The sequence below is a fragment of the Clostridium sp. AF12-41 genome, assembly GCF_003461685.1.
Classification (GTDB): Bacteria; Bacillota; Clostridia; order Lachnospirales; family Lachnospiraceae; genus Otoolea; species Otoolea fessa.
Window position 1 is genome coordinate 135537 of record NZ_QTXO01000001.1, and the last position, 21533, is coordinate 157069.

At 47.2% G+C, this 21533-nt stretch carries 14 protein-coding genes; 13 read left to right on the top strand and 1 reads right to left on the bottom strand.

Annotated features, from left to right (window positions below; all coding sequences use genetic code 11):
- Positions 1–50 precede the first annotated feature (50 nt).
- The 13 genes from DWV73_RS00585 (at position 51) to DWV73_RS00645 (ending at position 20533) form a co-directional block, all read left to right on the top strand.
- Entirely contained in the window at positions 51–2969 is a 2919-nt protein-coding gene (locus DWV73_RS00585; protein ID WP_117795100.1) for an insulinase family protein, read from the top strand.
- A gap of 26 nt (positions 2970–2995) precedes the next feature.
- Positions 2996–3913: a GTPase Era gene (gene era / locus DWV73_RS00590; protein ID WP_022359739.1), complete on the top strand. Its 918-nt coding sequence runs from the start codon at positions 2996–2998 to the stop codon at positions 3911–3913.
- A gap of 20 nt (positions 3914–3933) precedes the next feature.
- Positions 3934–4581, top strand: a complete 648-nt coding sequence (gene recO, locus DWV73_RS00595) for a DNA repair protein RecO (RefSeq protein ID WP_022359740.1) — start codon at positions 3934–3936, stop codon at positions 4579–4581.
- Positions 4582–4611: 30 nt separating this feature from the next.
- A complete protein-coding gene (locus DWV73_RS00600) occupies positions 4612–5637 on the top strand; it encodes an acyltransferase (protein WP_107001587.1) in 1026 nt (341 codons plus the stop codon).
- A 155-nt stretch (positions 5638–5792) separates the two neighbouring features.
- On the top strand, positions 5793–6452 hold the full coding sequence (locus DWV73_RS00605) for a hypothetical protein (protein ID WP_117795102.1): 660 nt from the start codon (positions 5793–5795) through the stop codon (positions 6450–6452).
- 95 nt (positions 6453–6547) lie between these two features.
- Entirely contained in the window at positions 6548–7936 is a 1389-nt protein-coding gene (locus DWV73_RS00610) for a glycine--tRNA ligase (RefSeq protein WP_107001585.1), read from the top strand.
- A gap of 334 nt (positions 7937–8270) precedes the next feature.
- Complete coding sequence (gene ppdK / locus DWV73_RS00615; protein WP_117795104.1) at positions 8271–10904, top strand: pyruvate, phosphate dikinase; 2634 nt, start codon at positions 8271–8273, stop codon at positions 10902–10904.
- 359 nt (positions 10905–11263) lie between these two features.
- Positions 11264–12079, top strand: coding sequence for an ABC transporter substrate-binding protein (locus tag DWV73_RS00620; RefSeq protein WP_117795738.1), 816 nt, complete (start codon positions 11264–11266; stop codon positions 12077–12079).
- On the top strand, positions 12063–14270 hold the full coding sequence (locus DWV73_RS00625; RefSeq protein WP_117795106.1) for an ATP-binding protein: 2208 nt from the start codon (positions 12063–12065) through the stop codon (positions 14268–14270). Before DWV73_RS00620 ends, DWV73_RS00625 begins: the two co-directional genes overlap by 17 nt.
- The gene (locus tag DWV73_RS00630) at positions 14248–16098 is read left to right on the top strand and encodes an ABC transporter substrate-binding protein (RefSeq protein WP_107001582.1); all 1851 of its coding nucleotides are present in this window, start codon (positions 14248–14250) and stop codon (positions 16096–16098) included. Before DWV73_RS00625 ends, DWV73_RS00630 begins: the two co-directional genes overlap by 23 nt.
- A 5-nt stretch (positions 16099–16103) precedes the next feature.
- A complete protein-coding gene (locus DWV73_RS00635) occupies positions 16104–19052 on the top strand; it encodes a PAS domain-containing hybrid sensor histidine kinase/response regulator (RefSeq protein ID WP_117795108.1) in 2949 nt (982 codons plus the stop codon).
- A 173-nt stretch (positions 19053–19225) separates the two neighbouring features.
- Positions 19226–20050 (top strand): Cof-type HAD-IIB family hydrolase, encoded by an 825-nt coding sequence (locus tag DWV73_RS00640; protein WP_107001580.1) that lies wholly within the window; start codon positions 19226–19228, stop codon positions 20048–20050.
- A gap of 168 nt (positions 20051–20218) precedes the next feature.
- On the top strand, positions 20219–20533 hold the full coding sequence (locus DWV73_RS00645; RefSeq protein ID WP_022359748.1) for a YerC/YecD family TrpR-related protein: 315 nt from the start codon (positions 20219–20221) through the stop codon (positions 20531–20533).
- 280 nt (positions 20534–20813) lie between these two features.
- Here DWV73_RS00645 and DWV73_RS00650 read toward each other — a convergent pair whose 3' ends face one another.
- Positions 20814–21428: a DUF1836 domain-containing protein gene (locus tag DWV73_RS00650; RefSeq protein WP_022359749.1), complete on the bottom strand. Its 615-nt coding sequence runs from the start codon at positions 21426–21428 to the stop codon at positions 20814–20816.
- Positions 21429–21533 lie beyond the last annotated feature (105 nt).

Genomic DNA, 21533 nt, shown 5'->3' on the forward strand with positions numbered 1-21533 from the left:
ACAGATGTCTGTATGCACTGTGGAATCGTTTCAGAGAAAGGAAAGACAGCATGACAGTAAAAGATTTGAAGAGCTATCAGATCCTGAATGAAAAACACGTAAAAGAGCTGAATTCTGATGGGATTCTTCTGGAACATAAGAAGACGGGAGCGAGAGTGTTCCTGCTCTCGAATGACGATGAGAATAAGGTATTCTGCATCGGATTCCGTACCCCGCCATCTGACAGCACGGGTGTGCCGCATATCATGGAGCACAGCGTTTTGTGCGGTTCGGCGAAATTTCCAGTCAAGGATCCGTTTGTAGAGCTGGTAAAGGGCTCATTAAATACCTTCTTAAACGCGATGACCTACCCGGATAAGACGGTATACCCGGTTGCAAGCTGCAACGACAAGGATTTCCAGAACCTGATGGACGTCTATATGGACGCGGTTCTGCATCCGAATATCTATAAAGAAGAGAAGATTTTCCGCCAGGAGGGCTGGCATTACGAGATGGAGTCGGCGGACAGCCCGATCACGGTAAACGGTGTCGTTTACAATGAGATGAAGGGTGCATTTTCCTCCCCGGAGGGCGTGCTTGACCGCTACACGCAGAACACGCTTTACCCGGATACCTGCTATACGCATGAGTCCGGCGGCGCCCCGGAGGTTATCCCGGAGCTGACCTATGAGGATTTCCTGAATTTCCACCGCAAATTCTACCATCCGTCCAACAGCTTTATCTATCTGTACGGAAATATGGATATGGCAGAGAAGCTGGACTGGCTGGATCGTGAGTATTTAAGCCACTATGACCGTCAGCCGGTGGATTCTGAAATTCACTACCAGAAGTCGTTTGACGCGCCGAAGGACCGCGAGATCTTCTATCCGATCACTGAGGATGAGCCGGAGGATCACGCAACCTACCTGTCGGTTAATACGGTGGTGGGCGACGATCTCGACCCGATTCTCTACATGGCATTTCAGATCCTGGAGTATGTGCTTTTGGATGCGCCGGGCGCCATTTTAAAGAAAGAACTCATCAGCGCCGGGATTGGTCAGGATATCCTGGGAAGCTATGAAAATGGTATTTTACAGCCATATTTTTCTGTCATTGCGAAAAATGCGGATGGCAGCCAGAAAGAGGCATTTTTAAAGACTGTCAAGGGAACGCTTAAGAAGCTGGCAGATGATGGCATCAACCAGAAGAGCCTGCTGGCGGGCATCAACTACTATGAATTCCGCAGCCGCGAGGCAGATTTCGGCAACGCGCCGAAAGGATTGATGTACGGCTTGCAGTGCTTAGATAGCTGGCTGTACGGCGGCGATCCGCTGATGCACCTGGAATATGAGGAGACATTTGCATTCCTCAAAAAAGCAGCAAAGGAAGGATATTTTGAAGAACTGATCCGCAAATATCTCTTAGATAACCCGTTTGAGGCGGTGATCACGGTCAGCCCGAAGCGGGGACTGACGGCGATCGAGGATGAGAAGCTGCGTGAAAAGCTGGAAGCATATAAGAAGAGCCTGGGCGCGGAGGAGATTCAGGCGATCGTGGATGGCACGAAAGAGCTGAAAGAGTATCAGGACACCCCGTCCCCGAAGGAAGATTTAGAGAAGATTCCGCTGTTGAAACGCTTAGATATCCGCAAAGAGGCGGAGAAATTTATCCTGACCGAGCGCGAGATTGGCGGAACCAAGGTGCTGGCACATGAGCTCTTTACCTCAGGCATCGGTTATCTGCGCGTGATGTTCCGTACCGACCATGTACCGTCCAGGGATCTGCCGTATGTGGGACTTTTGAAAGCAGTGCTTGGATTTGTCGATACGACGAAACACACATACAGCGATTTGTCGGATGAGATCAACTTAAATACCGGCGGTATCACGCTCAGCGTCAGCTCCTATGCGGACAGCCGGAAACAGGGCGCGTTTACCGGTATTTTTACCGCGAGTGCTCGGGTGCTGTGCGAGAAGCTGGACTTCGGATTTTCAGCGATCGCGGAGATTCTGCTTGATTCAATCCTTGATGATGAGAAACGTCTCGGCGAGATTGTGGCGGAGACGAAATCGAAGAGCCAGATGCGTTTAAATCAGGCGGCACATTCAGCGGCAGTGATGAGAGCCAGCTCCTATTTTTCGGCAGAATCGGCATTTGACGACTGCACGGGCGGAATCGGCTTCTACCAGTTCCTTGAAGAGACGGCAAAGCACTTTGAGGAGAAAAAGGGCGAGGTGATCGCGAAATTAAAAGAGACGGCGGCACGCCTGTTTACGAAAGAAAATATGCTGATAAGCTACACGGCAGCAGCCGACGATCAGGCAGGGCTTGAAGCAGCACTTCCGCTCTTAAAAGAACGTCTTCCACAGGGCGATGGAACCGTTTATCCGTTTGAGTGGAAAAAAGAGAATTTAAACGAGGGCTTCATGACCTCCTCCCAGGTCAATTATCTGGCGCGCTGCGGCAATTTCGTGGAGAAAGGGCTGGCATACAAGGGCACGCTGCGGACGCTGAAAGTCATTCTCGGATATGATTATCTGTGGATCAATGTCCGTGTCAAGGGCGGTGCTTACGGCGTCATGAATGGAGCCGGACGGTTTGGCGACAGCTATTTCGTTTCCTACCGCGATCCGAACCTGCGCGAGACGAATGAGGTTTACGAGGGCATCGTGCCGTATCTGGAGCAGTTTGAGGCAGATGAGCGTGATATGACGAAATTCGTGATTGGAACCATCAGCGACCTTGATGCACCGCTTCTGCCGCCGTACAAAGGCATTCGCGCCGACGCGGCCTGGTTTACCGGCGTGACGGATGCGATGATCCAGAAAGAGAGAGACGAGATCCTGGCAGTTATCCCGGAGGATATCCGGGAGCTGGCGCCGATTATCAGGGCAGTGCTCAGTGAGCAGAGCATCTGTGCGATTGGAAATGCAGAAAAAGTCAAGGCAAATCAGGATCTGTTTAAGACGGTGAAGAATCTGTTTAACTAAACAAAATGCAAGTGAAAGGAAACAAGATGGCAAATACAGATACAAAAGAGTTTAAATCTGGCTTTGTGACCCTGATCGGGCGTCCGAATGTCGGCAAATCTACGCTGATGAACCACCTGATCGGACAGAAGATCGCGATCACATCTGAGAAGCCGCAGACGACCCGGAACCGTATCCAGACGGTTTACACAGACGAGCGCGGACAGATCATTTTTCTGGACACACCGGGTATCCACAAGGCGAAAAACAAGCTGGGCGAGTACATGGTCAATGTCGCAGAGAATACGTTAAAAGAGGTTGACGTGATTCTCTGGCTGGTAGAGCCGACCACCTTCATCGGGGCAGGCGAGCGCCACATTGCAGAGCAGCTTTCGAAGATCAAGACGCCGGTCATTCTGGTTATTAATAAAATTGATACGGTCAAATCGAAGGAAGAGATCCTGACCTTTATCGCGGCATATAAGGATATTTTGAATTTTGCGGAGATTATCCCGGTTTCGGCTCTCAAAGAGATGAATATCGAGGATGTCAAGAGCAGTATTTTTAAATATCTCCCGGCAGGTCCGCAGTTTTACGATGAGGATACCGTCACCGACCAGCCGATGCGCCAGATCGCAGCGGAGCTGATCCGCGAGAAAGCGCTTCGGATGCTGGACGACGAGATCCCGCACGGCATTGCAGTTGTCATCGACCAGATGAAAGAGCGCCCAAACGGCATCATCGACGTGGACGCAACGATCGTGTGCGAGCGCGATTCCCACAAGGGCATCATCATCGGAAAAGGCGGATCGATGTTAAAACGTATCGGAACCGCTGCCCGGATGGAAATTGAAAATCTGATGGACACGAAGGTCAACCTGAAACTCTGGGTTAAAGTGCGCCGGGAGTGGAGAGACAGCGATATGTATATGAAGAATTACGGATATAACCCGAAAGAAATTTAAGTGAGGGAAGGAAGGGCTGCATGCGAGATTTGATACAGACAACCGGAATGGTGCTTTATGCAGCCCCGGTCGGTGAATTTGATAAACGGCTGATTCTCCTGACGGGAGATCGCGGAAAAATCACAGCATTTGCCCGCGGGGCGAAGCGCACGGGAAGTTTGCTGCGTGCGGCAAGCCGGCCTTTCGCATTTGGAACCTTCACACTTTCTGAGACGCGGGACGCCTACAATCTCTATGGCGCGGAGATCGAAAATTATTTCGAAGGACTCGAACAGGACGTTGAGTGCGCCTGCTACGCCTCCTATTTTGCTGAATTCGCCGAATACTTCGGAAGAGAAGGTCTGGAGGCAAGGGAAATGCTGCGATTACTCTATCAGTCCTTCCGCGCCCTCCTAAAACCTGCACTCCCCAACAAACTTGTACAGCGCATCTTCGAGTTAAAAATTATGGTCATCAACGGCGAATATACCGAAGATCCACCCCTGCGCGCCGGAGACTCCGCACGCTACGCCTGGCAGTACGTCATCTACGCGCCGATCGAGAAGTTGTATACATTTCTTCTGAAAGAAGATGCATTTGCACAATTTGCGGCGAATGTGGAGCGGAATAAGAGGGCGTATGTGGATAAAAGTTTTCACTCATTGGAGATATTGCAGACGATTACATAACATACAACTATCCAGGGAGGAGCTGTTTATATGCCAGAAGCCAAATTCCACCAGAAAATCGCCTGGTTCAATTTCATCTGCTGCCTCATGGTCATCTGGACGCATTCTGGCAACGCGGATCTGTTTTTCCCGGAACTGGGGCAGGACGCACCGTGGTGGCATTTCCAGTACCCGGTCATGCAGGAAATTCTGCGGGTGGACATCCCATGCTTTATCATGTTGTCTGCCTACCTGTTCTACCGGAACTTCACGATGAAGCGGCTGGGAGAAAAATTAAATAAACGTCTGCATTCGCTTCTGGTTCCGTACCTGCTCTGGAATACTATCTACTACGTGGCGTATGTGGCGGCGAGCCGGATTCCGGGACTGCAGACGATCGCCAACCGGACGGATCTGGTGATCACGACGTCCGGGGCATGGCAGGCGATCACCAAGTATACCTTCAATCCGGTGTTCTGGTTCATGTATCAGATCATTCTGCTGGTGCTGCTGGCACCGGTGCTGTATCTGTTTCTGAAAAATATCTGGACCGGCGCGGCATTTCTGCTGGTGCTGCTTGTGGCACTTTTCAAGGGGGTGGCGCTGCCGGAGCTGAATCTGGACGCCCTGATTTATTATTCCTTTGCCGCCTATGCGGCGCTGCACGGGAGAAAATGGGCGGAGGCGGTATGGTCGTGGAAGCGGGCGGCACTGGGGGTGTGCCTGCTGGCAGTGGGAATCGTGCTCAGCAGGAGCTATTATACCCACTATTTTGTGCCGGGAATCGTTCTCTACCAGCTTCTGGCAGTCATCGGTATCTGGATGATGGTAAACGAGCGCTGGCTGGGAGAAGTCAGACCGTTTATGACCTGCACCTTTTTTATCTATGCGACGCACTTTGTGGTGGTCCGTTTCCTCAATAAGGCGGCGGCGCTGCTATTTCCGGGCAGCCAGCTGGTTTCGATGTTTATGTATGTGTGTATGCCGCTGCTTGCAGTGACACTCTGTTATCAGGCGGCGCGCGTGCTGCGGAGGTACCGTCCGGATATCTGGAAGACCCTGAATGGGGGACGCTGACAAAAAGCAGGATTTACGGTTGAAAGGCAGGTATCTCTGGAAACGGAAGTGCGAGTATGCGTTTTTTCAGGTCCAAGTCTTGAAAATACATAGAAAAGCAGGTATACTATAAAAACTTGGTTGTAGGAGCATTTTTGCGCTTGGGAGGAAGAGCAATGAAAAAAAGAGGATTTCTTCTGGCAGCGTGTACCGTGGGTGTGATGCTGTCCGGCTGTGGCTCACGGGAAACCGCCTTTTCCCCTTCGGAGAGCTGCGTATATGTGGCAAAAGACGGGGCGCTGTCGAGTGCTTTGGTGGAGCAGACCGGCGGTATTTCGGTCGATGAGAATGAATTAAAGCAGTATTTAGAGACGGCAGTGATTCATTTTAATGAAGAAAAAGGCGCCGGGGCGCTGGCACAGAACCAGAAAAATGCCGAGAGACTGCCGGCAGCATTGAAAAGTGTGAAGGCGGGAAAAGACACGGTGACTGCGATCTTTGATTATGCTTCCTTTGAAGATCTGAAAGCATTCGGAGAGACGAATGACAATGAGGACACCAGCAACTCCCTGACGGCGCTGGAGGCAAAGCCGCTTTCGGAGGCGATTGCCGATGGATGGTTTTCCGAGGGTGAGCTGGTAAAAGCGGATGGAAGCGAAGCCGGAACGGATACGGTTCAGAATGAAAAGAGCAGCATGGCAGTCCGGAGCGAGGGCGGTGCGACGCTGATGGTCGGCGGAAAAGTGCTTTACCGCAGTTCGAATACCGAGTTAAAAGACGATTCAACCGTCAGTCTGCCGGAAACAGGCACGGCTTATGTGATTTTTAAAAGATAAAAAACAGAATGATTGTTAAATTCGTCCATCTGCCAGATATCGAAAGAAGAGGCGGGGACGGGTACAATGATAAATGAATCAGGAGGACAAGACAAATGGAAAAGACGATGGACAAAATCGTGGCGCTCGCAAAATCAAGAGGATTTGTATATCCGGGTTCTGAGATTTACGGCGGCCTTGCCAATACATGGGACTACGGCAATCTGGGCGTAGAACTGAAAAACAATGTAAAACGTGCATGGTGGCAGAAGTTTATTCAGGAAAGCCCATACAACGTAGGTGTAGACTGTGCGATTCTCATGAACTCCCAGACATGGGTGGCATCCGGACATCTGGGCGGCTTCTCTGACCCGCTGATGGACTGCAAGAGCTGTAAAGAGCGTTTCCGTGCAGATAAGCTCATCGAGGACTATATGGCAGAGCACAACATCGAGATCGAGGGTTCTGTAGACGGCTGGTCCCAGGAGCAGATGAAACAGTACATTGATGACAATAACATCTGCTGTCCGAGCTGCGGCAAGCATGATTTCACCGACATTCGTCAGTTTAACCTGATGTTCAAGACTTTCCAGGGAGTTACCGAGGATGCAAAAAACACCGTATATCTGCGTCCGGAGACTGCACAGGGTATCTTTGTAAACTTCAAGAACGTACAGAGAACCTCCCGCAAGAAGATCCCGTTTGGTATCGGTCAGATCGGTAAATCTTTCCGTAACGAGATCACACCGGGTAACTTTACTTTCCGTACCAGAGAGTTCGAGCAGATGGAGCTGGAGTTCTTCTGTGAACCGGGAACCGACCTTGAGTGGTTTGCATACTGGAAACAGCACTGCATCGACTGGCTGCAGACACTTGGCATCAAGCCGGATGAGATGCGCGCGCGCGACCATTCTCCGGAAGAGCTGTGCTTCTACAGCAAGGCGACGACCGATCTGGAATTTCTGTTCCCGTTCGGATGGGGCGAGCTGTGGGGTATCGCAGACCGTACCGATTACGATCTGACCCAGCATCAGAACACCTCCGGTCAGGATATGACCTACTTTGACGATGAGAAGAAGGAGAAATACATCCCGTATGTGATTGAGCCGTCACTGGGTGCTGACCGTGTAACCCTGGCATTCCTGTGTGCTGCATACGATGAGGAAGAGATCGGAGAGGGCGATGTGAGAACCGTTCTTCACTTCCATCCGGCGATTGCACCGGTTAAGATCGGTGTGCTTCCGCTGTCCAAGAAGCTTAACGAGGGAGCAGAGAAGATCTACGCAGAGCTTTCCAAGTACTACAACTGCGAGTTCGACGACAGAGGAAACATTGGTAAGCGTTACCGCCGTCAGGATGAGATCGGTACTCCGTTCTGCATCACTTACGACTTCGAGTCGGAGACCGACCAGGCTGTTACCGTCCGTGACCGTGATACCATGGAGCAGGTACGTGTGCCGATCGCCGAGTTAAAGAACTACTTTGAGGATAAGTTCCGTTTCTAATCTTTAAATAAACAAAAAAGCAGAAACCATATTCCAGAAAACAGGAGATGGTTTCTGCTTTTTGTGTTAGAGAGGGCTTGTGACATTTTTGGCATTTTGCAAAGAACGAAATTTATTTTGGGGCAGATTAGGCACTGTTCTGGATAGTCATCTCATTTAATATTCGCGAAAATTACAAAAAAATATATATTGATCGAAAAAAAGTTGGAAAGAATTCAAAAAAACTCTTTACTAGACCGCAGTTTATGTTATAATATTCACGATGGCTTTTATCTTTCACATAAATACAAATATGTGAATGTAAAACATAAACGAGTATAGGAGGAAAATACTTATGGCAAAATGGGTTTATATGTTTAGCGAGGGCGACATGACCATGCGTAACCTGCTGGGAGGAAAGGGAGCGAACCTGGCGGAGATGACAAGCATCGGTCTGCCGGTTCCACAGGGATTTACAATCACAACTGAGGCTTGTACCCAGTATTACGAAGATGGTCGCAAGATTAACGACGAGATCATGGCACAGACCATGGAAGGCGTTAAGAAGATGGAAGAGCTCAATGGAAAGAAATTTGGCGATCTGAAGAACCCACTGTTAGTATCGGTTCGTTCCGGTGCGAGAGCATCCATGCCAGGTATGATGGATACCATCTTAAACCTTGGTTTAAATGACGAGGTAGTTGCAGCGATGATCGCAGGCAACCCGGACCCGAAATTTGAGCGATTTGTATATGACTCCTACAGACGTTTCATCCAGATGTTCTCGGATGTCGTTATGGAAGTTGGTAAGAAATACTTCGAGCAGCTCATCGACAAGATGAAAGAAGAGAAGGGTGTTCAGTACGATATCGAACTGACTGCTGCTGACTTAAAGACTCTGGCTGAGCAGTTCAAGGCTGAGTACAAAAAACAGTTAGGTGAGGACTTCCCGTCTGACCCGGTTGTTCAGTTAAAATTAGCAATCGAAGCTGTATTCCGTTCCTGGGACAACCCACGTGCGAACGTATACAGAAGAGATAATGATATTCCGTATTCCTGGGGTACTGCAGTAAACGTAATGCCGATGGTATTCGGTAACTTAAACGATGAGTCCGGTACAGGTGTTGCATTTACCCGTGACCCGGCAACCGGCGAGAAGAAGCTGATGGGCGAGTTCTTAAAGAACGCACAGGGCGAGGACGTAGTTGCTGGTGTTCGTACTCCGATGCCGATCGCTCAGATGGAGCAGGAGTTCCCGGAGGCATATGCAGATTTCATCAAGGTTTGCGATGTGCTTGAGAACCACTACCATGATATGCAGGATATGGAGTTTACTGTAGAGAACCGTAAACTTTATATGTTACAGTGCCGTAACGGTAAGAGAACTGCTCAGGCAGCTCTGCAGATCGCTTGCGACCTGGTAGATGAAGGACATAAGACAGAGGAAGAAGCAGTCGCTATGATCGACCCGCGTAACCTCGATACACTGTTGCATCCGCAGTTTGACGCTGCTGCATTAAAGGCAGCTACTCCGCTTGGAAAAGGCTTAGGTGCTTCTCCGGGTGCTGCTTGCGGTAAAGTTGTATTCACTGCAGAGGATGCTGAGAAATGGGCTGAAAAGGGCGAGAAGGTTGTCTTAGTTCGTCTTGAGACCTCTCCGGAAGACATTACCGGTATGAAGGTTGCTCAGGGTATCTTAACCGTTCGTGGTGGTATGACCTCTCACGCAGCCGTAGTTGCCCGTGGTATGGGTACCTGCTGTGTATCCGGATGCGGCGACATCGCTATGGATGAAGAAAATAAGAAATTCACATTAGCTGGTAAAGTATTCAATGAGGGAGACTTCATCTCCATTGATGGTACAACCGGTAATATTTACGAGGGCGAGATCAAGACCGTAGACGCTACCATCGCTGGTACATTCGGCCGCGTTATGGCATGGGCTGACAAGTTCAGAAGACTGAAAGTTCGTACCAACGCTGATACACCGGCAGATGCGAAGAAAGCTAGAGAGCTTGGCGCAGAAGGTATCGGTCTTTGCCGTACCGAGCATATGTTCTTCGAGGAAGACAGAATCGCTGCTTTCCGTGAGATGATCTGTGCTGACACTGTAGAAGAGAGAGAAGCAGCTCTGGATAAGATCCTTCCGTATCAGCAGGGCGACTTCGAAGGTCTGTTCGAGGCTCTGGAGGGCAACCCGGTAACTATCCGTTTCCTGGATCCGCCGCTGCATGAGTTCGTTCCGACTGAGGAAGAGGACATCAAGAAACTGGCTGACGCTCAGGGCAAATCTGTAGAGTTCATCAAGAACCTGATTGCTTCCCTGCATGAGTTCAACCCGATGATGGGTCACCGTGGACTTCGTCTGGCAGTTACCTATCCGGAGATCGCTGTTATGCAGACCAAGGCAGTTATCCGTGCAGCTATCAACGTACAGAAAGCTCACGCTGACTGGTCCGTAAAACCGGAGATCATGATTCCGCTCGCTTGCGATGCGAAAGAGTTAAAATATGTAAAAGATATCGTTGTGAAGACCGCTGACGAGGAGATCGCAGCAGCAGGCGTTGATCTGAAGTACGAAGTAGGTACCATGATCGAGATCCCGCGTGCAGCTCTGACCGCTGACGACATCGCAAAAGAGGCTGAATTCTTCTGCTTCGGTACAAACGACTTAACTCAGATGACCTACGGCTTCTCCCGTGATGATGCAGGCAAGTTCCTGAATGCTTACTATGACAAGAAGATCTTCGAGAGCGATCCATTCGCAAAACTGGATCAGACTGGCGTAGGTAAGCTCATGGAGATGGCGATCAAGTTAGGTAAAGCAGAGCGCCCGACCCTTCATGTAGGTATCTGCGGCGAGCACGGCGGCGACCCGTCTTCCGTAGAGTTCTGCCACAAGATTGGTCTTGACTATGTATCCTGCTCACCGTTCCGTGTGCCGATCGCTCGTCTGGCTGCTGCTCAGGCTGCAATCGCTGAGAAATAATTATTTAAAGGAAACCTTAAATAGAATAAATGGGTAGATAAGGACTCCCTTACGAAAGTAAGGGGGTTCTTTTGTATAAATAACCGGCGGCTGTTTATGAAAAAAAACATGTATGATGGCAATTTTTATGGACATGGTATATTTTGAATGCTATAATCAAAAGTGTAAGAATATAAGGTAAGAGTTAAGTGGGTATTATGGATAAAGTTCCTGTAAATTTTTTACATGGAGCTTTTTTTGATCATATAGGAAATTAAGTCTTATATACGGGGACACCTAAGCGCGGACCACTGAATCGTAATAAATGGCCGGAAATCAGATGTGAAGAAATAGAAAAGAATAACAGGGATGGAATGAAAATGAAAGGAAAAAGAGTGATCGCAGGTATTCTGCTTGTTGGAATCTTAGCAGTTACCCTGGTAGGGTGCAAAAACACAGGTGAGAATAAAAAAGAAACGGGAAAACCCGTCATCACCCTGGGAAGCGACAGCTATCCACCATACACTTATCTGAATGAGGATGGTGTGCCGACAGGAATTGATGTAGAACTGGCTACAGAAGCGTTCAGAAGAATGGGCTATCAGGTGGAGCCTGTCCAGATCAACTGGGAGAAGAAAAAAGAACTGTTGGAGAGCGGGGAGATCGATTGCATCATGGGCTGTTTTTCCATGGAAGGGCGCCTTGACGAGTACCGCTGGGCCGGACCGTATATAGCAAGCCGTCAGGTGGTTGCTGTAAATGAGAGCAGTGATATCTATAAACTGAGTGACCTGGAGGGAAAGAATCTGGCTGTTCAGTCCACAACCAAACCGGAAGGTATTTTTCTGAACCGGACGGATGAGAGAATCCCAAAGCTGGGCAATCTGATCAGTTTGGGACACAGGGAGCTGATCTATACATTTCTGGGAAAAGGATACGTAGATGCAGTTGCCGCACATGAGGAATCGATTGTCCAGTATATGAAGGATTATGACACAAGCTTTCGTATTCTGGAAGAGCCGCTGATGATCACCGGTATAGGGGTTGCCTTTGCAAAAGAGGATGACCGGGGAATCTGTGAGCAGATGGATCAGACCCTGGAGGAAATGCGTCGGGATGGAACATCCCTGAAAATCATTGAAAAATATCTGGATGATCCGGGAAGGTATCTGGAGGTGGATGAACTTGGATATTAAGGGAAGGACAAAGAAAAAGCAGATAGAAATAGTTGGTATTTTGTTTGGAATCTGTGTGGCGGTAGTTTCCCTGACTTATTTCTTTCATGCGGAAAAAGCGGAAGCAGAAGAAAGAATGGTAGAGATTGTAAACTATGTGAAAGTGCAGTGTTCCACCTATACTCATTATAATGAATCTTCGGAATCCAAAAGCCTTCTCCGTGCCATTGAAAGTGCCAGACAGATGAGTACCAATATTAACATGGAAAGAGAAAACGGTGGTCAGTTAAGCCGGGAGTTTCTAAAAGATAATCTGCAGACTCTCTGGGTGGATGGCATCCTTGTACTGGATGCAGAGGGAAAGACGGTCTGTGAGTATAGCACAAAAGAGTCTCTGACGGATGAGATTACGGAGTATCTGCAAAAAGAAATTATCATGGATTTTACAGGATATGAAGAAAGAAGCTATTCGGAACGGCTTGCCAGGGAAGACGGGTCCCGGATCGACATTGCAGCCTGCGCCAGAAAAGACGCACCGGGTATTGTGGCAATTTACTATTACACATCTCCTGAATTTACCAGAAACTATACTTTGACGATACAAGGGCTTTTAAATGGATATAGTGTCCAGAAAGATGGAACAATTATTGTTGCAGACGATGGGCTCGTTGTTGCCAGTAACGATGAGAGCCTGTTGGGGCAGAATACGGCCGACAATGAGGTTATTCAGGCAATGAAAAAGCACACAGACAGCCAGCATATTTTTCATTTGAAGAATGAAGGAACCGGATGCTACGGAATCATGCTGAAGCAGCGGGATTATTATATTTATGCATATCTTCTGGATGAGGAAGTGTTTCATAACCTTCCATTAAGTGTGGCTGGTGTCATTTTTCTATATTCTTTGATAGTTGGTATATTTTGGTCCTGTATCTTCAGAACCAATCTGGAACATGAGAAACAAGAGCGGGAAAAGGATGAAAAATATAAATCAGAACTTCTGATAGCTGCCAAAAAGGCGGAAGCCGCCAATAGGGCGAAGACGGAATTTCTCCAAAGGATGAGCCATGATATCCGGACTCCGATTAATGGAATCTGCGGTTTACTCAATATGGCAGATCATTGTGCAGATGATATGGAGAAACAGACAGAATACAGAACAAAGGTGAAAGAGGCATCCAATCTGTTGCTGGAGCTGGTAAACGATGTCCTGGATATGAGTAAGCTGGAGGCGGGTGAAGTGATTCTGGAAGAAATTCCATTTGATCTAAGCCGTATTTCCCGGGAAGTACTTGTTGTGATCGAGCAGATGGCTGCAGACCAGAATATCCGGATTGTGTGGGAGAAGAAAGAAATCACACATCGAAAGCTTATTGGAAGTCCAGGACATGTGAAACGTGTGATGATGAATATTCTGTCGAATGCGGTGAAATATAACAGAAAAAACGGATATATCTATATTAGCTGCCGGGAGATTCCATCCGAACAGCCAGAGATGACGACGATAGAATTTGTCTGCCGGGATACCGGAATCGGAATGGCAGAAGAGTTTCAGAAACATATTTTTGAACCGTTTGTACAGGAACACGCAGGAAGCCGCACAAAATTTGCGGGAACGGGTCTGGGAATGTCGATTGCAAAGAAGCTGGTTGAGAAAATGGGTGGAACCATTACCTTTGAAAGTGAAGATGGTGTAGGGACTACCTTTGTGATCCAGGTTCCATTTAAAATAGATCTGAATTCGGATAAATGGGAAGAACAGAAAGATGTATCAGATGGAAAATCTATAAAGGGACTGCATATTCTTATGGCAGAAGATAATGAGCTGAACATAGAAATTGCTGAATTTATGCTTCAGAATGAAGGTGCTGTCGTGACCAAGGCATGGAATGGGCAGGAAGCTGTGGATCAATTCAAAAAAAGTGAGTTAGGTGAATTTGATGCGATCCTCATGGATATCATGATGCCGGTCATGAATGGTTATGAAGCAACGAAGAGGATCCGGTCTCTGGAGAGAGAGGATGCTAAGACGATACCGATCATTGCAATGACAGCAAATGCGTTCACGGAGGACAGAATAAGAGCAAAAGAAGCGGGAATGGATGAACATATTTCTAAGCCTGTTGATGCAAAATTACTGGTAAAGGTAATTTATGAACTAGCGGAACACAGTTTTAGGGGGATTCGTAATGAAAAAGGAAAAAAGAAATAAGTTACTTGCTGTATTCCTGGTGATGGTAATGGCCATATTACTTTTATCAGGCTGCGGCGGGAAAAGAGCGGAAAAAGAAGATGCAGAAACCATCACGGTGTATTTATGGAGCACAAACCTGTATGAAAAATATGCACCCTATATTCAGGAACAGCTTCCGGATATTAACATTGAATTTGTAGTAGGAAATAATGATCTGGATTTTTATAAGTTTCTTGATGAAAATGGAGGATTGCCGGATATTATAACCTGTTGTCGTTTTTCACTGCATGATGCAAGTTCGCTGAAAGACAGCCTGATGGATCTTTCCACAACCAATGCGGCAGGTGCTGTCTATGATACATATCTAAACAATTTTAGGAACGAGGATGGCAGCATAAACTGGCTTCCGGTGTGTGCGGATGCCCATGGCTTTGTAGTGAACAAAGATCTTTTTGAAAAATATGATATCCCGTTGCCAACAGACTATGAAAGCTTTGTCTCTGCCTGCGAGGCATTTGATAAGGTGGGAATCCGAGGGTTTACCGCAGACTATTATTATGACTATACCTGTATGGAGACACTGCAGGGCCTGTCGGCGTCAGAACTTTCTTCTGCCGACGGACGCAGATGGCGCACCACCTACAGTGACCCGGATCATACAGTGAAAGAAGGTCTGGACAATACCGTCTGGCCGGCGGCTTTTGAACGGATGGAGCGGTTTATCCGGGATACAGGATTGAACCGGGATGATTTGGATTTGAACTATGATAATGTGGTTGAGTTGTTCAAAAGTGGTAAGCTTGCCATGTACTTTGGAAGCTCTTCCGGTGTTAAAATGTTTCAGGATCAGGGCATTCACACAACATTTCTGCCATTCTTTCAAGAGAATGGAGAAAAATGGCTGATGACGACACCCTATTTTCAAGTGGCTTTAAACCGTGATCTGGCACAGGATGAAACACGACGGAAGAAAGCCATGAAGGTATTGGATACAATGCTTTCAGAGGATGCTCAGAACCAGATCCTTTATGATGGTCAGGATCTCTTAAGCTACAGCCAGGATGTGGATATCCATCTTACAGAATATCTGAAAGATGTGAAACCTGTGATCGAAGAAAATCACATGTATATCCGTATTGCGTCAAATGACTTCTTCTCTATTTCCAAGGATGTAGTATCTAAGATGATCGCAGGAGAATACGATGCAGGGCAGGCTTATCAGTCCTTTAACACCCAGCTTCTGAATCAGCAGACTATCTCCGAGGATATCCTGCTGGATTCACAGAAATTCTATTCCAATCGTTTCCATGCCAGTGGAGGTAATGCAGCCTATTCGGTTATGGCAAATACGCTGCGCGGTGTCTACGGGACGGATGTGCTGATCGCCACCGGAAACAGCTTTACCGGAAACGTGCTGAAAGCCGGGTATACGAAAAAAATGGCGGGCAGCATGATCATGCCAAATGGTCTTTTGGCTTACAGCAGTAAGATGAGTGGGGCAGAGCTGAAAGAGACTGTCAGAAATTTTGTGGAAGGCTATGAGGGAGGCTTTATTCCCTTTAACAGCGGTTCTCTACCTGTAGTCAGCGGTATTTCTGTGGAGATCAGGGAAACGGATGATGGTTATACATTGAGCAAAGTTATGAAGGATGGAAAGAAAGTTCAAGACAATGATATGTTCACGGTAACCTGCCTGACGATACCTAAACACATGGAGAATTATCCGGTAGAGGATAATATTGTGTTTGATAGGGGAGATACTTCTGTGAAGGATACCTGGATAGGATATATTTCAGATGGTGATGCCGTTCTTGCAGAGCCTGAAGACTATGTGGCTCTGAGGTGAGAAAAATGGATATTAAGAATCATAATACAGACAAAAAGAAACTTGTCAATAGAAAACAATTCAAGGCAGCTGTCGTTATAGCTGTTTTTCTTGGAATCGTATTGACGGTTTCCCGATATTTTAAATTTGTGTCGAAAACGGTATATGAGGAAAGTGTGTCTCATCTGACAGAGATTTTTCATCAGTCTGATAATATGCTGCGGGAACTGACAGACAAGAATCTGACCTATCTTCATATGTGGGGAGAGAATCTGCAGAACACCTCCAATGAAGACGAAATTCGTGATTATATAGAGAAAGCACAGGAAGATGCCGGCTTTTTAGAATTCTTTTTTCTGTCAGCTGACGGAAACTATAAGAAGGTAACAGGTGAAACAGGGTATCTTGGATTACAGGGAAATATGGAAGAGGAGCTCCGACAGGGAAGTGATGTGATAACAAATGCAGCAGTTCCTGGAAAAGCCCAGCTGCTTGTTTTTGCAACTCCCAAGGCCTATGGAAGTTATCAGGGATTTGAATATGATGCGATTGCCATTGCCTATGAGAATTCTGATATCGTAAATGTACTGGATATCTCTGCTTTCGACGGAAATGCCCAGAACTATGTGATTCATCCGGATGGTCGTGTTGTGGTGGAGCATTCTTCTGGGTCATGGGGGAGAGTGTATAATTTCTTCGGTGTTCTGAGAGAGCATTCTGATATGTCTGAAAGAGAGATCAATGAGCTTTCGGAGAAGTTTAAAGAAGGACGTACCGATGCGAAGCTGGTAAAGCTTGATGGAAGGAGCTATTATCTGGTCTATGAAAAATCAGATATCAAGGATTGGATGTTTCTGGGACTTGTCCCGGCGGATATCGTGAATGCCAGTATGAATAGCCTGCAGTTTAATACAATGCTTCTCGTGGGAGGAGTCGTGCTCTGTATTGCCGCTTTACTTATCAGTTTTATTGTTCAAAAAGGCAGAACAAACCTCAGGAAAAAGGATACGGAGATCCTGTATAGAGACGAATTGTTTCAGAAGCTGTCAATGAATGTAGATGATGTTTTTCTGATGCTGGATGCTAGAACATATCAGGCAGATTACGTCAGCCCGAATGCGGAAAAATTGTTGGGGATTACGGTAGAAGAGATCCGTAAGGATATTCATGTTTTGGGAAAATTGCATTCTGAAAATCCGAAAGAACCGGATAAAAATTATCTGGAGAGAATCCGGGTTCATGAACAGAAAGAATGGGAGTTTGAATACGTTCATTATAAATCAGGAGAGCAGCGCTGGTTTCATAATGTTGCAATGTGCAGCGAGGTAAACGGAAAAAGAAAATATATCTTGGTTATGTCGGATCGTACCTCTGACAGGAAAATGAATCAGGCACTTTCTGAGGCAGTCCGTGCTGCGGAGACAGCAAACCGGGCCAAGAGTACGTTTCTTTCCAATATGTCTCACGATATCCGGACACCCATGAATGCGATCATCGGTTTTACCACACTGGCTGTAAGTAATATTGATGATAAGGAAAGAGTCCGGGATTATCTGGGTAAGATTCTTTCATCCAGCAACCACCTGCTCTCACTGATCAACGATATACTGGATATGAGCCGGATTGAGAGTGGAAAAATCCATCTGGAAGAAACAGAGGTCAGCCTGTCGGATGTGCTTCATGACCTGAAGACGATCATTGGTGGGCAGATCCATGCGAAGCAGCTGGAGCTTTATATGGATGCAATGGATGTGACTAATGAGGATATCTATTGTGATAAGACGCGTCTGAACCAGGTACTGTTGAATCTTTTGTCCAATGCGGTTAAGTTTACACCTGCTGGTGGAACCGTTTCAGTCCGGCTCAAACAGTGTCCGGGGACGCAAAGCGGCAGTGCGCTGTACGAGATCCAGGTAAAGGATAACGGAATCGGTATGAGCCAGGAATTTGTACAGAAGCTCTTTTCTCCTTTTGAGAGGGAGCGGACTTCCACGGTCACCAGGACTCAGGGTACCGGACTTGGCATGGCTATTACCAAGAACATTGTGAATATGATGGGCGGAACTATCGAGGTTCAGACAGAATATGGCAAGGGAACTGAATTTATTGTCCGCCTGCCATTCCGGATTCAGCCTGAGCATCACCATGTAGAGAAGATCGCAGAGCTGGAAGGTCTTAAGGCACTGGTTGTAGATGACGATTTTAATACCTGTGACAGTGTGACAAAGATGCTTGTCAAGGTTGGAATGCGTTCAGAATGGACTCTTTCCGGTAAGGAGGCTGTTCTCCGGGCGCGGCAGTCTATGGAACTGGGGGATGCATTCCATGCGTATATCATTGACTGGTGTCTGCCGGATATGAATGGCATTGAAGTTACCCGTCAGATCCGCAGTCTGGGTGACCATACGCCAATCATTATCCTGACGGCTTATGACTGGTCAGATATCGAAGTGGAGGCCAGAGCGGCAGGGGTTACAGCATTCTGTTCGAAACCTATGTTTATGTCAGATATCAGAGAGACCTTGATGACAGCTATCGGTCAGAGGCAGGCTGAGCAAGAGGATAATATTCTCCCGGCAGCAGGTTCAGATTTCAAGGGCAGATGTATATTGCTTGTGGAAGACAATGAACTGAACCGTGAAATTGCGGTGGAGATCCTGAATGAATATGGCTTTCTGGTTGACACTGCCGAAAATGGAGCAGAGGCAGTGGAGAAGGTAGAAAAATCGAAACCGGGCGGTTATGATCTTGTGTTGATGGATGTGCAGATGCCTGTCATGAACGGGTATGAGGCCACAAAGCGGATTCGTGCCCTGGATGATCCGGCACAGGCGGGAATCACTATTCTTGCCATGACTGCCAATGCTTTTGATGAAGACAGGAAGGAAGCGCTGGAATACGGTATGAATGGATTTCTATCCAAGCCAATTGTTGTAGAGGAATTAATTGATGCATTGCAAAAAAATCTTTCATAGAGGGGATACAGGAAGCAATGGCAAAAGTAACGGAAGTATATGAGTTAACCATTTGAGAAGTTAAGAAGGGATTGCATTAAGTAATGTGGCATGTTGCTAATTGACAAATTCATCTTTTCTAAGTATCGTATATACGTGTACAATAGTACGTATGATTTGAATGTGGAGTAAATATGACCGAAAAACATAGTTATGAGATTATCGTCCTGGATCTGGACGGAACCTTAACAAACAGAGATAAGGTGATTACGCCAAAGACGAAGCAGCGTCTGATGGAGCTTCAGGAGCGCGGAAAGAAGATTGTTCTGGCGTCCGGGCGTCCGACGCCGGGAGTGCTGCCGCTTGCGAGAGAGCTGGAGCTGGCAAAATATGGCAGTTATATTCTGTCGTTTAATGGAGGCAGGATCACGAACTGCAAAACCGGCGAGATCATATTCAGCCGTTCCCTGCCGCAGGAGGCAAATCAGAAGATTATACGCTTGGCCGAGGAGGAACAGGTGGGGCTTTTGAGTTACGATGAGGCGGGGGCAAAGCTTCTGACGAACCAGAGTGACAGTCCCTATGCGAAGTTGGAAGCGCGGATCAACGGCATGGAGTTAGTACAGGTGGACGACATGGAAGCTGCGATCACGTATCCGGTACCGAAATACCTGATGATGGAGGATGGAGACTACCTGGCGATGGTCGAGCCGCGCGTCAAGGCGGCGATGGGGAAGAATTTCAGCGTTTACCGTTCGGAGCCGTTTTTCCTGGAGGTGCTTCCGAGGGGCATCGATAAAGCACAGTCGTTAGAGCGCCTTCTTTCTCACATCGGGCTTTCGCGTGAGCAGATGATTGCCTGTGGGGACGGCTACAACGACCTCACGATGATTCAGTATGCCGGATTAGGTGTAGCGATGGAGAATGCGGTGCTTCCGGTGCGGAAAGCTGCAGACTTTATTACCTATTCCAACAACGACGACGGTGTGGCTCATGTGGTGGAGAAGTTTATGCTGTAGAAGATTTGGCAGATTCGCATAAATGTATATTGCGTGAACAGATGAAAAATAAAATATTCATAAAAATAGGCAAGATACTAGACTTTAAAACTTTAATATGTTAATATAAGAAAAACGGAAAAATGAATATATTTTCGGAGTACATATTAAAAAGGGGTGCCTTGCATTATGAATAAAAAACTGAAAACCGAAGCTGTGGATCATCTGTTCCAGGCGATTCTGACACTGAAAAATACCGACGAATGCTATAGCTTTTTCGAGGATGTATGCACAGTTAATGAACTTTTATCATTTTCCCAGAGATATGAAGTAGCGAAGATGCTGCGCGAGAAGAAGACATATCTGGAGATCGCGGACAAGACCGGCGCATCGACAGCGACGATCAGCCGTGTCAACCGTTCTTTAAATTACGGAAGCGACGGATATGATATGGTATTTGCGCGTGTGAAAGAGCAGGAAGAGGCGGAGAAAACGGAAGCGTAAGACGAAGTAGGAATATACGCACGATAGATAAAGCGCGTACTTTCATAGGTGTAGCAAACCAACCTGCCAAAGATGGACAAATTTGGCTTGGGGTGGAATTGTCCCAGGAGCTGGCAGCTGGTTGAATGAAAGATAAAAAGAAATGAAAGAAAAAAGACATTGAAAGAATTTCCACAAGGGGAAGTGATTCCAGTGTCTTTTTTATCGTGTATGGTGCAATGGGTTGAAATTTTTGTTGTTTAGCCTGTTTTTGAGTGTGGCGGTACAGCGGAAGTGCTGCCTATTTCTTCTTCTTCGGATTCACTGGCGTCTCCTGCCGGAGCTGTTCCGCCAGGATTTCAATCATCTGTTTTTTCAGATAGACATCAAACGCCAGCTCACTGATAAAGGCGAACAGCTGTAAATACTCGCGGTCTTCACAGTCATAGTCCTTGAATGTCTGGCTGGCGGCGTCAAATTTTGCCATGACGTCTTCCTGCAAGCGCTTGCGCTGCCCTTTTTCCAGCGAAAAGATTTCGTTGTAAAGCTCTTCTAATTCCGGGCTGGAACCATGGGAAAAGTGGTGCTCGCTGATGGGCGAGAAGAGCTGCTCAATATCTCGAAAGGATATCACATTTTTAAAATAATAAATCAGAATCAGCATCAGCAGATGATTCTTGGAGTAGCGTTTTTTGACGGGCGGCGGCAGCAGGTTATTTTTGGCATAGTTATTGATCATGGTTTTGGTCAGGATCTTATCCTCGCCCAGCCATTTGGAAGTGTTCAGGTGGCTGTCCATGAAGGTCGTGACCTGATCCATATATAAATCAATACCGGGAATCTCCGACGGATGCACCCGGGTCAGACTATCAACATAAGCCAGCAGATCCTGCAGGCGTTCTTCGTTTGATTTCATGTATGTACCTCGCTGCGTTGAAATTCGAAAGCTGCGAAACAGGGAGGCGATTTTGGCGCTTCCGCTGTCATGAACTCTCTATGTGATATTATATAGTTTTGAAAA